Origin of the sequence: Pseudomonas syringae, assembly GCF_021606685.1 — a bacterium.
Taxonomy (GTDB): domain Bacteria; phylum Pseudomonadota; class Gammaproteobacteria; order Pseudomonadales; family Pseudomonadaceae; genus Aquipseudomonas; species Aquipseudomonas syringae_R.
Genome location: NZ_WKCB01000018.1, coordinates 16662 through 32336, shown reverse-complemented (window position 1 = coordinate 32336; position 15675 = coordinate 16662). Strand labels below are relative to the sequence as shown.

Here is a 15675-nt window from a genome sequence, read left to right as displayed (position 1 = left end):
GTCGGGGATACGCGGATGAAGCATCGTTGGATTCAAATGGATATCGCCAAGGGCATCGGCATCCTGGTGATCGTGTATGCCCATAGCTGGTTTGTCGCCACGTCCCCGGACCTGATGTACCCGATTCTGGCGTCGTTCATATTGCCGCTGTTTTTCTTCCTGTCCGGGGTGTTCTTCAAGCCCGAGCAGCCGTTCGTGGAAATGGCGGTGCGCAAGGCCGATGGCCTGCTCAAGCCGTTTTTTTTCACCATGCTGCTGTATGTGACTGTGCGTGCCGTGCTGCGCGGCCAACCGCTGCTGCCGGACATCGGTGGCGTGCTGTATGCCTCGGTGGACACCATCCCGTGGCAGGCGCTGTGGTTTCTGCCGCACTTCTGGGTGGCGATCCTGTTCAGTTGGGGGGGGCTGCGGTTGATCCAGCGCCTGCCGCTGCCGGTGAGCTGCCTGGTGATGGTGATACCGCTGCTGCTCGGCATCTGGATACTGCCGCTCTTCTGGCAATTGCCGGTCACCCTGGGAGGGCAAACCTGGGTGCTGCCGGGCTTGCCGTTCAGCCTCGATATCACCTTGATCAGCAGCACCTGTTTTATCTACGGCTACCTGCTGCGCGACTGGCTGCGCACTCATGCGGGCTCATGGCTGACCCTGCTGGTTTCAGTGGTGCTGTTCGCCGCGGTGTTTCTGTACCGGGGCGACACCATGGACCTCGCCCAGCGCCGGTACGACCACTGGTTGTGGACCAGCCTGCTGGCGGTGATCGGCGTGTACGCGTGCTGGGCCCTGGCAAAGGTGCTGATGGTATCGGCGCTGGTGACCCGGGCGATGACCTACATCGGGCAGTCGACGCTGATTCTGTTGATCTTTCACGGCGAGATCCAGCACAAGACCTTCGACCTGCTGGAGCACCTGGGCCTGCACGCATTTGCCGCGGCGTGCATTGGTTTTGTGGTGGCGGTGGTGGTGCCGTTGTTGATTGGTGAAGTGATCAAGCGGGTGGCGTTTTTGCGGTTTTTCTATTTTCCGTTTCCGGTGCGCAAGGCGCCTGAAGCGCGGCGCTCAACTAATGTGGATTAATGTGGGAGGGGGGTTGTACTCGATGGCGGTTTGTCGGGGTACATATCCGTTGCTGCGGTAACGGCGGCTATTGGTTCCGCTCTTACAGCGGGTCACTTTTGGAAAAGAGCCCCAAAAGTAACCAAAAGGGCTCTTGCCCCAACACTCGGCACCTCGCCTAGGCTCGGTGTGCCCTCACTCCGGCTTGAATCCGTGGGCCGCCGCGATGGGCCATCCTTGGCCCAGCGCGGCTAACCCGGCGTCCTGCCGGGTTACCCACGGATTCAAGCCTGCGTTCGGCCAGCGTGTTTAACGGGGCGCCTAAGATCAAGATCACGATCAACAGCGCAGATCAAAAGACCGCTGACTTCGTCAGCGAAAAGGATGTAAGGGCCAGATCAAAAACAAAGCAGAGCAGAACAAAGCAACAACGCTTTTGATCTAACCACTCAGGTCGGCTACTAGGCCGCCGTGCTCTGCTTTTGATCTGCTTTTGATTTTGATCTGAAATCGCCCCGTCAACCACGATGGCCGGAATTCGACAGGGATTTGGGGGGTAAACCGGCAGGGATGCCGGTTTAGCCGCCCCGCGCCATGGATGGCGCGTGGCGGCGGCCCCCCAAATCACTGTCGGATTGCGGGCATGCCGAGCCTAGGCGAGGCACCGAGTGGTGGGGCGAAGACCTTTTGGTTACTTTTGGGTCTTTCCAAAAGTGACCCGCTGTAAGAGCGGAACCATAAGCCGCCGTTACCGCAGCAACGGATCTGCCCCCAATCCCCCCACTCCCCGACTATTGCCATTTGGGCAACAGTCATTATCTTGTTACACTCTGTACCCCACCGCTCACCCGCGTTAATTTGACGCACCCCTGAGCGCCACGGCAAAGACAGCCCCCGCGCCCCCAATTTTCCCTCGACTTATTTCCAGGGCTCTACACTGGGAATCTGTCTTAAAGCCGCTGACTTCAGCGGCTTTTTTTTGCCGCAAAAAAAGGCCAGGCACACCCACGACATTGGCCGTTTACGATTGACCAAAGGAGCTTTACCGGTGAAGAACTCGCTGACGCTGACCCCGTTATTCCTCGCGATTGCAGCAACGATTGCCCCCCTTGCCCACGCGGCAGACACCACCCCCGCCGACGGCTTCGTCGAAGGCGCTCATCTCAATATCAACACCCGCAACTACTACATGAACCGCGACCGCCGCGACATCCCCACCGATGACAGCAAGGAGTGGGGCCAAGGCTTTCTCGGCACGTTCGAATCCGGCTACACCCAAGGCACCGTCGGTTTCGGCCTGGACGCTCACGCCATGCTCGGCCTCAAGCTCGACGGCGGTGGCGGCACCGACGGCTCCAGCATCCTTCCGTACGGCAGCGGCAACGGCAAGGCACCCGGCTCGTTCTCCACAGCGGGCGGCACCTTGAAAATGCGCGCCTTCGACACCGAACTCAAGGCTGGCGACCTGTTCCTCAATAACCCGGTGATCGCCGGTGGCATGACCCGCATGCTGCCGCAGACCTTCCGTGGCGTGAGCCTGACCAACCACAGCTTCGACGGCTGGATGTTCGAGGGCGGCCAGGCCAGCTTCACCAAGCTCTACAACCAGAGCGGCCATCGGCGCATCGGCACCAGCTACGGCGCATTGCCAACCCACACAGACAGCCAGCACATGAACTGGGCCGGTGTGTCGTTCAGCGGCATTGATGGCGTGACCAGCAACCTCTACGCCTCTGAACTCAAGGACGTGTGGCACCAGTACTACTACGACCTGGACTACACCTATGTCGTAAACGAGATGATCAGCCTCAACCCAGGCCTGCACTACTACCACACCCAGGACACCGGCCAGTCGTTGCTCGGCGATATCGACAACAACACCTACAGCCTGCATTTCACCGTGGACATCGGCCATCACAGCGTCACCGCCGCGTACCAGCGGGTCAACGGCAACACGCCGTTCGACTACATCGCCCAGGGCGACAGCGTGTACCTGGACAACTCCCAGCAGTACTCGGACTTCAACGGCCCCAACGAGCGTTCGTGGAAGCTCAAATACGCCTACGACTTTGGCGGCCTGGGCGTGCCCGGCCTAAGCTCGGCGGTGTCCTACATCAGCGGCAAGACCGACCTGACCAAGGTCGACCCGCAAAGCCGTGGCTACAGCGCCTGGTACAGCGCCGACGGCAAGGACGCCAAGCACTGGGAACGCGATATCGACCTGAAATACGTCGTACAAGGCGGTAAAGCCAAAGACCTGGCCGTGCGCCTGCAGTGGGCAACCAACCGTGGCAGCAACGGTTACTCGGCCGTAGACCGGGATGTGGATGAATACCGTGTAATCGTCGACTACCCGATCAACGTGTTCTGACAGACGTATCTTTCTTTTGAACCGGTGATTTAATTTTCATCGCGTAGAACTAAACTGCCAGCATCTTCCCTGCTGAAGTCTGCGCGATGAATCAACACCGTGTTCGTACCCCACCTGCACACCCGGAGCGGCTGCTGATTCTCGGCAGCGGCCTGACCGTCGTCCTGATTGTGATCATCGTCGCAGCGCTGTTGATCCGCGAACACAGCAGCACCCTGCAGGCAGCCAAACGCTCGACCACCAATATTGCCCAGTTGATCAATGCCGACGTACTGCGCAACGTCGAGCTGTACGACCTGGCCCTCAAAGGGCTGATCGCCGCCACACAACGCGAAGACCTGTCCCAGGTAGCCGCGAATATCCAGCATCAGGTGCAGTTCAACCTGTCCACGGCCGCGCCTTTCAAGGGCGAAGTGCTGTTGTTGGATGCCGAGGGCAATGTCATCGCGGATTCATCAACCTTGCACCCCACGCCGCGCAATTTTGCCAACCGCGATTATTTCCAGGCACATGCAAAGGACGCCCAGGTCGGCTTGTTTATCAGCCGACCGTTCAAGATCCACTGCAACTGTGACCAGGTCTGGCGTATGGCCTTCAGCCGACGCGTGTCGGGCCCCAATGGTGAGTTCGCCGGCGTGGCGGTGGCGACCATGCGCCTGGCGTATTTCGATCAACTGTTCAATACCCTGACCATCGGCAACGGCAGCACCGTCAACCTGCTCAACAACAAAGGCATCCTGCTGGCCCAGCAACCGCTGCTGGAACGCGACATGATCGACAAGGACCTGAGCGAACGGCCGAACTTCAAGCGCATGCTGCGTGAAGGCAGTGGCAGCTTTCAGGCCATCTCGGCGATCAGTGGCCAGGAGCGCCTGTACACCTTCACCAATGTTGGCGAACTGCCCCTGATTGTGGTGGTGGCGCTGTCCAGCCAGGATGTGTTCGCCCCCTGGAAGCGCGCCGCGCTGTTGACCAGCGGCGCCACCGGCATCCTCTGCATTGGCCTGTTATGGCTCACTTGGCTGCTGCGCCGGGAACTGCACCGCCGCCATCGCGCGGAACGGGTGCTGTCAGAACTGGCAGCCACCGACGCCCTGACCGGCCTGGCCAATCGGCGCATGCTTGACGAGCGCATGCGGCTGGAGTGGGACCGCGCGCAACGCTCGACCGAACCGCTGACGGTGCTGATGATCGATGTGGACCACTTCAAGGCCTTCAACGACCGCCACGGCCATCAAGGCGGCGATGAGGCGCTGCGCACAGTGGCGCAGGTAATCGGCACCAACATCCGCCGCCCGGCTGACCTGGCGGCACGCTACGGCGGTGAGGAGTTTGCGGTGGTGTTGCCGGTGACCGATGCCAAGGGCGCTATGGTTATCGCCGAGCATATTCGCAGCAGCGTCGAGCACTTGCCTCGAGTGGCGGGGAGCGAACGACCGATCACGGTGAGTATTGGTATGAGCACCTGGGATAAGCGCAGCCGTATGTCACTGGAGGCACTGCTGCTGAGTGCAGACCAAGCGTTGTATGAGGCCAAGCACACTGGGCGCAATCGGATTGTGGATGCTGCTGCCCTCTGATGTTGAATCAGATCCAACTGTGGGAGGGGGCTTGCTCCCGATAGCGGTGTGCCAGCCAGCGCATGGGTAGCTGACACATTGCTATCGGGAGCAAGCCCCCTCCCACAGTGGATCTTCATCGGCCTTATGTAATCGGGCAGATAAAAAAAGGCCACCCTGAGGTGGCCTTTTAAAACTAAAGAAAGAGAGTTGTTACTTACACCGCCGCAACGGGACGCATGTAAGAGATCGGTGCGGTGCTGGCATCTTCGAAGGTCACGACTTCCCAAGCGTCTGTCTGCTCAATCAACTTGCGCAGCAGCTGGTTGTTAAGGGCGTGGCCCGACTTGAAGCCTTTGAACTCGCCTATCAGGCTATTGCCCAGCAGGTAGAGGTCACCAATTGCATCGAGGATCTTGTGCTTCACGAACTCGTCTTCATAGCGAAGGCCGTCTTCGTTCAGTACACCATCCGCGTCGACCACGATGGCGTTTTCCACGCTGCCGCCGAGTGCGAGGTTGTGCTTGCGCAGGTACTCGATGTCACTCATGAAACCAAAGGTACGCGCGCGGCTGACTTCTTTTACGAACGAAGTGCTGGAAAAATCCACGCTTGCACTTTGGGTGCGGTCACGGAATACCGGGTGATCGAAATCGATCTCAAAGCTCACTTTAAAGCCTTCGAACGGGACGAAGGTGGCGCGCTTGTCGCCGTCTTCTACTGTCACTTCCCGCAGAATGCGAATGAACTTCTTGGCTGCGTCCTGTTCTTCCAGGCCGGCAGATTGAATCAAGAATACGAAGGGTCCAGCGCTGCCATCCATGATCGGGACTTCGGACGCGGAGAGCTCGACGTAGGCGTTATCGATGCCCAGGCCAGCCATGGCCGAGAGCAAGTGCTCCACCGTGTCCACTTTGACGTCACCGTTGACCAATGTGGTCGACATAGTGGTTTCGCCAACGTTTTCCGCGCGAGCAGGAATCTGCACCACAGGGTCCAGGTCGGCACGCACAAACACGATGCCGGTGTCGACAGGTGCAGGCTTGAGGGTCAGGTATACCTTCTCCCCGGAGTGCAGACCTACACCTGTGGCACGAATAATATTCTTCAGAGTGCGTTGTTTAATCATGGCTTGGACCGCTTCAGCGCAAATTGCGAACTGGTATCAACAAAGGCTGGCGATAATAGCAGACCAGACCTTTGCTGAACACCAATCACCTTCATAGCCCTGATACATTCCATTAATCGGCCTGACGACGCAGGAATGCCGGGATGTCCAGGTAGTCCAGATCATCTTGCGGATTCGGGCTACGGGACGCCGCAGCACCGGCCTGAGCCTGGTTGCGCATCACGGTCGGACGATCCAGGTCACGGTAGTTCACCGACGGCAGTTCCTGGCGCGAAGGCGCTGGAGCAGCAGCCGCTTGGCTGGCGTGGCTGGCTTGGCTGTTATGCAGGGTGTTGTCGATAACCTTCACAGGCTTCTCGATTTTCGCGCCCAGGCCGGTAGCAACCACGGTCACGTGCAGCTCGTCGCGCATGTCTGGATCGATAACGGTACCGACCTTGACCATGGCGTGCTCGGAAGCGAACGCTTCGATGATGCTACCCACGTCGGAGTACTCACCCAGGGACAGGTCAGGACCGGCGGTGATGTTCACCAGGATGCCGCGCGCGCCTTGCAGGTTCACGTCTTCCAGCAACGGGTTGCGGATGGCCGCTTCGGTGGCTTCGCGTGCACGGTTCGGACCGCTGGCGCAGCCAGTGCCCATCATCGCCATGCCCATTTCGCTCATCACGGTACGTACGTCGGCAAAGTCGACGTTGATCATGCCTGGGCGCTTGATGATGTCGGAGATACCGCGAACGGCACCGGCCAGTACATCGTCAGCCTTGGCGAATGCGGACAGCAGGCTGGCGTCCTTGCCCAGGATGGTCAGCAGTTTCTCGTTGGGGATGGTGATCAACGAGTCGACGCTTTCAGACAGCAGACGGATGCCTTCGTCGGCGATCTGCATGCGCTTGCGACCTTCGAACGGGAACGGACGCGTCACGACAGCAACTGTCAGAATGCCCATTTCCTTGGCCACTTCGGCAATGATCGGAGCTGCACCGGTACCGGTACCGCCGCCCATGCCGGTGGTGATGAACACCATGTTGGTGCCTTGCAGCACTTCAGCAATACGCTCGCGGTCTTCCAGGGCGGCTTGACGGCCGACTTCCGGATTGGCGCCAGCGCCGAGGCCCTTGGTCACGGCTGTGCCCAATTGCAGGATGGTCCGCGCGCCGATGCTTTTCAGCGCCTGGGCATCAGTGTTGGCGCAGATGAATTCAACGCCTTCAATGTTGCTCTTGACCATATGGTTGACAGCGTTGCCGCCGCCACCACCAACACCAATCACTTTGATGACCGGGCTGGCGGGGATGTTGTCTACGAGTTCGAACATGTTCCCTCTCCTTTCGTTATCTCTAGTTTTTTCGCCTACTGCTTCTTTCTGTGTTGCGGTGTAGCGGTAAATCTTTAGAAATTGCCTTTGACCCAAGCCTGCAAGCGCTCGAACAACGGCGCTTTCGCCTCGTCGTCGCTGCGGTAGCTGTCACGGTTGCTCGGGCCCGACAGGGAAATGCCGTCGGTCTGCTTTTGCAGCCCGTACAACAGCAAGCCCACACCGGTGGAATAAATCGGGTTACGCACCACGTCGCCCAGGCCTTTGACGCCATGGGGCACGCCCAGGCGGACCGGCATGTGGAAGATTTCCTCGGCCAGTTCGACCGCGCCTTCCATCTTCGAGGTGCCACCGGTCAGCACGATGCCGGCCGGGATCAAATCTTCGTAGCCGCTGCGGCGCAGTTCAGCCTGGATCAGGGTGAACAGCTCGTCGTAGCGTGGCTCGACCACTTCGGCCAGGGCCTGGCGCGACAGTTCGCGCGGTGGACGGTCGCCGACGCTTGGCACTTTGATGGTTTCACCGGCACCGGCCAGCTTGGCCAGGGCACAGGCGTAGCGGATCTTGATTTCTTCGGCGTACTGGGTCGGTGTACGCAGCGCCATGGCGATGTCGTTGGTGACCTGGTCGCCGGCAATCGGGATCACAGCGGTGTGACGGATCGCACCTTCGGTGAAAATCGCGATGTCGGTGGTGCCGCCGCCGATGTCGACCAGGCACACGCCCAGTTCTTTTTCGTCGTCGGTCAGTACCGAGTAGGCCGACGCCAACTGCTCAAGAATGATGTCGTCGATTTCGAGGCCGCAGCGGCGTACGCATTTTTCAATGTTCTGTGCAGCGTTGACGGCGCAGGTCACCACGTGGACCTTGGCTTCCAGACGCACGCCCGACATGCCCAGGGGCTCACGAACGCCTTCCTGGTTATCGATTACGTAGTCCTGCGGCAGGGTGTGCAGCACGCGCTGGTCAGCCGGGATCGCCACGGCCTGGGCGGCGTCGAGGACGCGCTCAAGGTCGGCCGAGCTGACTTCGCGGTCGCGGATCGCCACGATGCCGTGGGAGTTCAGGCTGCGGATATGGTTACCCGCCACGCCGACGAACGCCGAGTGGATCCGGCAACCGGCCATCAGCTGCGCTTCTTCAATAGCGCGCTGGATCGATTGCACGGTGGACTCGATGTTCACCACCACGCCCTTCTTGAGGCCCCGGGACGGATGCGTGCCAATACCGACGATTTCGATCGTGCCGTCTTCCCCGACCTCGCCCACCAGCGCCACCACCTTGGAGGTGCCGATATCGAGACCGACGATCATTTTGCCGCTTTGCACGTTTGCCATGGGTCCTGCCTCTTCTTAATTCTTCGCGACAGCGGGTTGCGCTGCCGTGGGCGCAGCCGGTTCACGCCAGCCGACGGCAAGGCCGTTGGCGTAACGCAGGTCGACGCTCGCAATGTTCGTAATCTGTTCTTTCAAGGTCTTGTCATAGATGGCGATAAAGCGGCGCATCTTTTCCACCAAGCGGTCGCGTCCCAGCAACAACTGGATGCCTGGGCCGGAACTGCCTGCCCCGGTCGTCAAAAACCAGCTACCCCGTTCACGCAGTTCCAGGCGTGCAATGGAGAAGCCCAGTGGCCGCAGCATCTGGCTCAAGGCCTGGTACTGCTGCATCACTTGCTGTTGCGCCCGCTGTGGCCCGAACAACTGCGGCAGGTGCTCGTAGTTGGCCAGTTCACGCGGGGTGAACGCCTGACCCTGGTTGTTCAACAGCGCCTCGTCACCCCATCGGGCCACAGGCAGTTGTTCTTCCAGGCGGATCGTCACCTGGTCCGGCCATACACGGCGGACTTCGGCGTGGGCGATCCACGGCATCTGTTCCAGCTCTGCGCGCATACCCGCCAGGTCGATGGTGAAGAAGCTCGCGGCCAGGAACGGGCCGATACGCTGCTGCACCGCTTGCTGGCTGATATAGCTCAGGTCGCCTTGCACGCTGATCTTGGTGATCGGCCGGTCGGCGTACGGCAATAGACGCTGTGCACCCTCGTAAGTGCCAAAGCCCAACACCACCAGCAGCACCGGCCAGAACAGCGCCTTGATAAAACCAAAATTGGCTTTCGGCAGGCGCGCTGACATCGGCTCTTTAGCCACCATTCGGCTGGCACCCCGTGGCACCGGCTTGCGGCCGGGTGCTTGTGGGGGCTGATGACGAAGCGATGCGCCTTTCATGTGCTTAGCCTCTAGGCTCAATGCTTGCGGCCAGGATCGCCAGCACCAACTGCTGGAAATCCAGGCCGGCGGCACGGGCGGCCATAGGTACAAGGCTGTGATCGGTCATGCCCGGTGCGGTGTTGACTTCCAGGAACCAGAAATTCCCTTGGTCGTCCTGCATCACGTCTGCCCGCGCCCAACCGGCGATACCCAGCGCCTCACAGGCTTTCGCCGTGAGGTCCATCAATTCCTGTTCCTTGGTTGCGTCGAGGCCGCACGGGATCCGGTACTGAGTATCGGAAGCCACGTACTTGGCGTCGTAGTCGTAAAAGGTATGGGGCGTGCCCAATGCGATAGGCGGCAATACCTGCCCACGCAGGGTGGCGATGGTGTACTCAGGGCCTTGAATCCACTGTTCCACCAACACTTGCGAATCGTAGGTACTTGCCGCTTTCCATGCGTCGATCAATTCGGCGGCCGAGTTCACTTTGGCCATGCCGATACTGGAGCCTTCATGGGCTGGTTTGACGATCAAAGGCAGGCCCAGTTCCTTGGCCGCAGAAATACAATCGTCTTCGCTGCACAACACAGCGTGACGCGGGGTTGGAATACCCAGGCTGTGCCACACCTGCTTGGTGCGCAGCTTATCCATCGCCAGTGCCGACGCGAGGATGCCGCTGCCGGTGTAAGGGATGCCAGCGCACTCCAGCAGGCCCTGCATGCTGCCGTCTTCACCGCCACGACCGTGAAGGATGATGAAGGCACGGTCGATCTTCTCGGCCTGCAAGCGCGCGAGGAAATCATCGCCCACGTCGATACCGAAAGCGTTCACACCCGCGCTTTGCAGCGCCTCGAGCACGGCATTGCCGGACTTGAGCGAGACTTCACGTTCAGCGCTCTTGCCGCCGAACAGCACAGCCACGCGGCCGAAGTCGGCGGGGGCGACAGTGGAAAACAGCGCATCGTAATTCGTGGTCATTTCGATTTCCCCTGCGCCGTTGCAAACAGCGGGCTGGCAAGCAACTTGGGCGCAAGACCACCGATATCACCGGCGCCCTGGCACAGCAGGATGTCACCGGCGCGCAGCAGCGGCTTGACGATCGGCGCCAGGTCGACACCGCGTTCGATGTAGATCGGGTCCAACTGGCCACGCTGACGGATGCTGTTGCACAGCTTGCGGCTGTCGGCGCCGGGGATCGGTTCTTCACCGGCCGGGTAGACTTCCATCAGCAGCAGCACGTTGGCATCGGCCAGTACATTGACGAAATCGTCGTACAGGTCGCGCGTACGGCTGTAGCGGTGCGGCTGGTAAACCATCACCAGACGGCGCTCCGGCCAGCCACCGCGCACGGCTTTGATCACGGCAGCGACTTCGGTCGGGTGGTGGCCGTAGTCGTCCACCAGCATCACGTCACCACCGTCTACCGGCAGTTGCCCGTAGACCTGGAAGCGACGGCCCACACCGGCAAAGCGCGACAGGCCTTCGACGATGGCTTCATCGCTGACGCCTTCATCGGACGCGATGCAGATGGTCGCCAGAGAATTAAGCACGTTGTGGTTGCCCGGCATGTTCACCGAGACGTCCAGCGGCTCGCGGTCCGGGCGCAGCACGGTGAAGAAGGTTTGCATGCCTTCCTGACGCACATTGATTGCGCGCACATCGGCGTCTTCGCTGAAGCCGTAGGTCACGGTGGGGCGCTTGACCAGCGGCAGGATTTCACGCACCACCGGGTCGTCCAGGCACACCACAGCCAACCCGTAGAACGGCAGGTTGTGCAGGAACTCGACGAAGGTTTTCTTCAACTTGTTGAAGTCACCGTCGTAGGTTGCCATGTGGTCTTCGTCGATGTTGGTGACCACGGCGACCAGCGGCTGCAAGTGCAGGAAGCTCGCATCACTTTCATCGGCTTCGGCGATCAGGTAGCGGCTGGTACCCAGCTGGGCATTGGTGCCAGCGGCATTCAGGCGGCCACCGATCACGAACGTCGGGTCCAGGCCACCGGCCGCGAACACCGAGGCGATCAGGCTGGTGGTGGTGGTTTTGCCATGCGTACCGGCGACGGCGATGCCGTGGCGATAGCGCATCAGCTCGGCCAGCATCTCGGCACGTGGCACGACTGGAATGCGTCGCTCAAGAGCGGTGGCCACTTCCGGGTTGGAGGTGTTCACAGCACTGGACACGACAAGCACGTCAGCCTCGGCGGCGTTCTCGGCACGGTGGCCGATAAAAATCTGCGCGCCAAAGGACTTGAGACGCTCGGTAACCGGCGAGTCTTTCAAGTCGGAGCCGGACACCTGGTAGCCGAGGTTGAGCAACACTTCAGCAATGCCGCACATGCCCACGCCGCCGATACCGACGAAGTGGATACGACGGATGCGGCGCATCTCGGGTTGTGGCATGGCTTTCTGATTCTCAACCATGGGCCACCTCCAGGCAGATATCGACCACGGTGCGGGTTGCGTCAGGTTTGGCCAGGCGGCTTGCGGTGCTCGCCATGCTGTTGAGTCGTTCCGGTTGCATCAAAACCTCGGTCAGGCGTGCGGCCAAATCGGCGGCGCCAGTCGTTCTTTGCGGCAGCAGGAAGGCAGCGCCCTCCCCGGCCAAATATTCGGCGTTGCGGGTCTGGTGATCGTCGATCGCATGGGGCAAAGGCACCAGCAAGGACGGCAGACCGGCGGCGGCCAGTTCACTGACGGTCAGCGCACCAGCGCGGCAGACCACCAGGTCGGCCCAGCCATAGGCATGGGCCATGTCTTTGATGAAGGGCTGCACATTCGCCTCGACCCCAGCCTCGCGGTAGCGTGTGGCGGTCACTTCATCGTGATTCTTGCCAGCCTGGTGGAAGATCTCCGGGCGCAACTCCACAGGCAGTTGCGCCACCGCTTCCGGCAGCAATTTGTTCAACGGCTCGGCGCCCAGGCTTCCGCCCAGGATCAGCAGGTGCGCCTTGCGCCCAGCCAGCGCTTGGCGTGCGATGTCCATAAACAGCTCGGTGCGCACCGGGTTGCCGGTGGTGCGGCGTTTGTCCGACGCACCGAAGGTATTCGGGAACGCCTCGCACACACGCGCCGCCAGGGGCACCAGCAAACGGTTGGCGGTACCGGCAACGGCGTTCTGCTCATGCACGATCACCGGCACACCGGCCAACCTGGCAGCAACGCCGCCTGGGCCGGTCACATAACCGCCAAAGCCGAGCACGCACACGGGCTTCAATTCACGGATCACCTTGCGCGCCTGCCACACGGCTTTAAGCAACACGAACGGCGCCTTGAGCAGGGACAATTTGCCCTTGCCGCGCAAGCCCGTGACGTTGATCAAATGCAACGGCAAACCGGCATTCGGCACCAACTCGTTTTCGATACCGCGCGGGGTACCCAACCAGTGCACGCTGTAGCCACGGTTCTGGAATTCGCGCGCACACGCCAGGGCCGGGAACACATGGCCCCCGGTGCCGCCCGCCATGATCAGCACATTAGCGCCCATGGGTCGGCTCCTCGGCAAAGTCGCTTTCGCTGAACTCCATCTCTTCGCTGCCCAAGTGGGTTCGACTCTCCCACTCGATGCGCAGCAACAAGCCCAGGCACGCGCAGCAAATCACCAACGAACTGCCGCCGTAACTGAGGAACGGCAAGGTCAGGCCCTTGGTCGGCAGCAGGCCGACGTTCACGCCGATATTGATCAGGAACTGGCCGATCCACAGGAACGACAAGCCGTACGCCACATAGGCGGCGAAATACTGTTTAGCCTTCTCGGCCCACAAGCCGATGTACATGCCGCGCACGCACACGAATACGAACAGTGCGACGGTGCACAGCGAGCCGACCACGCCCAGTTCTTCGGCGAGTACCGAGAACACGAAGTCGGTGTGCGCTTCCGGCAGGTAGAACTGTTTCTGCACGCTGTTGCCCAGGCCTACGCCCAGCCACTCACCGCGACCGAAGGCGATCAATGCCTGAGTCAGTTGGTAGCCGGAGCCGAACTGGTCGGACCACGGGTCGGTAAAGGTGATCAGACGCGCCATCCGGTAGGGTTGCGCCTGCACCAGGATGGTCACGGCAGCCACCGCCAGCACCACCATCAAGGTGAAGCGGAACAGGCCGACGCCGCCGAGGAACAGCATCGCCGCCGCCGCGCCCATCATCACCACGGTGGCACCGAAGTCCGGCTCCATCAGCAGCAGGCCGGCCATCGGCAGCAGCACGATGAAGGGTTTGAAGAAGCCCATCCAGCTTTCGCGCACTTCTTTCTGGCGGCGCACCAGGTAGCCCGCGAGGTAGATCACCACGAAGACCTTGGCGATTTCCGAAGGCTGCACGTTGAACGCGCCGAAGCCGATCCAGCGCATCGAACCGTTCACCTCGCGGCCGATGCCGGGCAGGATCACCATGATCAGCAAGCCAAAGGCCCCGATCAGCATCAGCCAACCCAGGCGTTGCCACGTGGCGATGGGGATCATCATGGTCACGATGCACGCGCCCAGGCCGATCACCAGGTACACCAGGTGGCGGATCATCATGTACAGGGTGTTGCCCGACTGCACGGCGGCCACTTCGGAGGACGCCGACGTGATCATCACCAGGCCCAGGCCCAGCAGCGCCAGGCAACCGGCGAGCATCGGGAAATCCAAATCGATACCGCGCCCGGTGATGATCGGCGACGGGTACGGCTTGATGATATTTCTCAAGTTGATGTTCATGCCAAGCCCTCCACGGCGCTGGCGAACAGCTGGCCGCGCTCCTCGTAGTGCTTGAACATGTCGAAGCTGGCGCACGCCGGCGACAGCAGCACGGCATCACCGGGCTGGGCCAGGGCTTTGCACTGGGCAATCGCATCGTCCAGGGACGTGGCACGTACTTGCGGCACGGCATCACCGAGGGCGGCGGCGATCAGGTCGGCGTCGCGGCCCATCAGCACCACGGCGCGACAATGCGCAGCCACTGGGCCTTTGAGGTCTTTGAAGTCGGCACCCTTGCCGTCGCCACCGGCGATCAGTACCAGCTTGCCGTCGATATCGGCGCCCAGGCCTTCGATGGCGGCCAGGGCGGCACCGACGTTGGTGGCCTTGGAATCGTTGTAATAGCTGACGCCGTTCAGGTCGCGCACCCATTGGCAGCGATGCTCAAGGCCGCCGAAGCTACGCAGGGCCGACAGCATGGCGTCGAACGGCAAGCCCACCGCGTGCCCGAGGGCCAGGGCCGCCAGGGCATTGGACTGGTTATGCGCGCCACGGATTTTCAGCTCGCGCACCGGCATCAGGTTCTGGAATTCGAAGGCCAGGTATTTCTCGCCGTTCTCTTCACGAATGCCGAAGCCTTTGAAGTCCGGTTTGCCCAGGCCAAAGGTCCAGCACGGCAGGCCCTCACCCATCAACGGACGGCTCAGGGCATCCTGACGGTTGACCACCACCTGCCGGGCGCCGCGGAAGATCCTGTGCTTGGCCAGGTGGTACGCCGGCAGGCCGCTGTAGCGGTCCATGTGGTCTTCACTGACGTTCAACACGGTGGCCACTTCGGCGCCGAGGTCGTGGGTGGTTTCCAGTTGGAAACTCGACAACTCCATCACGTACAGCTCGACGTCGTCGCTGAGCAGGTCCAGCGCCGGGGTGCCAAGGTTGCCGCCCACCGCCACGCGTTTGCCGGCCGCAGCCGCCATTTCGCCGACCAGGGTGGTCACGGTGCTTTTTGCGTTGGAACCGCTGATGGCCACGATCGGCGCCTGCGCGTTACGCGCGAACAGGTCGATATCGCCGGACAGCTTCACGCCACGGGCCGCCGCCGCTTGCAGGGCCGGTGTCGCCAGGGCCAGGCCTGGGCTCACGTAGAGCTCATCGGCACGGCACAGAAACTCGACATCCAGCTCGCCACAACGCACTTCCACGTGCGGGTAGTCACGGCGCAGCGTGACCAGCTCCGGTGGATTTTCCCGCGTATCGGCCACGGCAAGCGGCTTGCCCCGGTTCGCCAGGAAGCGAACCAGGGACATGCCGCTCTTGCCGAGGCCGACAACGATGCGGAAGTGGTCTGAAGCGATCAGGGACACT

At 61.2% G+C, this 15675-nt stretch carries 12 protein-coding genes; 3 read left to right on the top strand and 9 right to left on the bottom strand.

Going from position 1 to position 15675, the window contains the following annotated elements; all coding sequences use genetic code 11:
* Window positions 1-15: 15 nt before the first annotated feature.
* From GIW02_RS09810 to GIW02_RS09800, 3 genes are all read left to right on the top strand, one after another.
* A complete protein-coding gene (locus GIW02_RS09810; protein WP_236421842.1) occupies window positions 16-1074 on the top strand; it encodes an acyltransferase family protein in 1059 nt (352 codons plus the stop codon).
* Window positions 1075-2101: 1027 nt separating this feature from the next.
* Complete coding sequence (locus GIW02_RS09805; RefSeq protein ID WP_236421841.1) at window positions 2102-3424, top strand: OprD family porin; 1323 nt, start codon at window positions 2102-2104, stop codon at window positions 3422-3424.
* Between the two features lie 86 nt (window positions 3425-3510).
* Window positions 3511-5004 (top strand): sensor domain-containing diguanylate cyclase, encoded by a 1494-nt coding sequence (locus GIW02_RS09800; protein ID WP_236414574.1) that lies wholly within the window; start codon window positions 3511-3513, stop codon window positions 5002-5004.
* A gap of 196 nt (window positions 5005-5200) precedes the next feature.
* Here the strand turns inward: GIW02_RS09800 and lpxC are convergent, their stop codons facing one another.
* From lpxC to murD, 9 genes are all read right to left on the bottom strand, one after another.
* Window positions 5201-6112, bottom strand: a complete 912-nt coding sequence (lpxC, locus tag GIW02_RS09795; RefSeq protein WP_003171886.1) for a UDP-3-O-acyl-N-acetylglucosamine deacetylase — start codon at window positions 6110-6112, stop codon at window positions 5201-5203.
* A 112-nt stretch (window positions 6113-6224) separates the two neighbouring features.
* Window positions 6225-7430, bottom strand: a complete 1206-nt coding sequence (gene ftsZ / locus GIW02_RS09790; protein ID WP_017526184.1) for a cell division protein FtsZ — start codon at window positions 7428-7430, stop codon at window positions 6225-6227.
* Between the two features lie 74 nt (window positions 7431-7504).
* The gene (gene ftsA / locus GIW02_RS09785) at window positions 7505-8767 is read right to left on the bottom strand and encodes a cell division protein FtsA (protein ID WP_025855584.1); all 1263 of its coding nucleotides are present in this window, start codon (window positions 8765-8767) and stop codon (window positions 7505-7507) included.
* Window positions 8768-8782: 15 nt separating this feature from the next.
* Entirely contained in the window at window positions 8783-9652 is an 870-nt protein-coding gene (locus GIW02_RS09780) for a cell division protein FtsQ/DivIB (protein WP_236414572.1), read from the bottom strand.
* 4 nt (window positions 9653-9656) lie between these two features.
* On the bottom strand, window positions 9657-10613 hold the full coding sequence (locus GIW02_RS09775) for a D-alanine--D-alanine ligase (protein WP_236414570.1): 957 nt from the start codon (window positions 10611-10613) through the stop codon (window positions 9657-9659).
* A complete protein-coding gene (murC, locus tag GIW02_RS09770; RefSeq protein WP_236414568.1) occupies window positions 10610-12055 on the bottom strand; it encodes a UDP-N-acetylmuramate--L-alanine ligase in 1446 nt (481 codons plus the stop codon). The genes GIW02_RS09775 and murC overlap by 4 nt, the downstream gene beginning before the upstream one ends.
* Complete coding sequence (gene murG, locus GIW02_RS09765) at window positions 12048-13118, bottom strand: undecaprenyldiphospho-muramoylpentapeptide beta-N-acetylglucosaminyltransferase (RefSeq protein WP_236414566.1); 1071 nt, start codon at window positions 13116-13118, stop codon at window positions 12048-12050. Before murG ends, murC begins: the two co-directional genes overlap by 8 nt.
* Window positions 13108-14331, bottom strand: a complete 1224-nt coding sequence (ftsW, locus tag GIW02_RS09760; protein WP_456361596.1) for a putative lipid II flippase FtsW — start codon at window positions 14329-14331, stop codon at window positions 13108-13110. The genes murG and ftsW overlap by 11 nt, the downstream gene beginning before the upstream one ends.
* Window positions 14328-15674 (bottom strand): UDP-N-acetylmuramoyl-L-alanine--D-glutamate ligase, encoded by a 1347-nt coding sequence (gene murD / locus GIW02_RS09755; RefSeq protein WP_236414564.1) that lies wholly within the window; start codon window positions 15672-15674, stop codon window positions 14328-14330. The genes ftsW and murD overlap by 4 nt, the downstream gene beginning before the upstream one ends.
* Window position 15675: the final 1 nt, after the last annotated feature.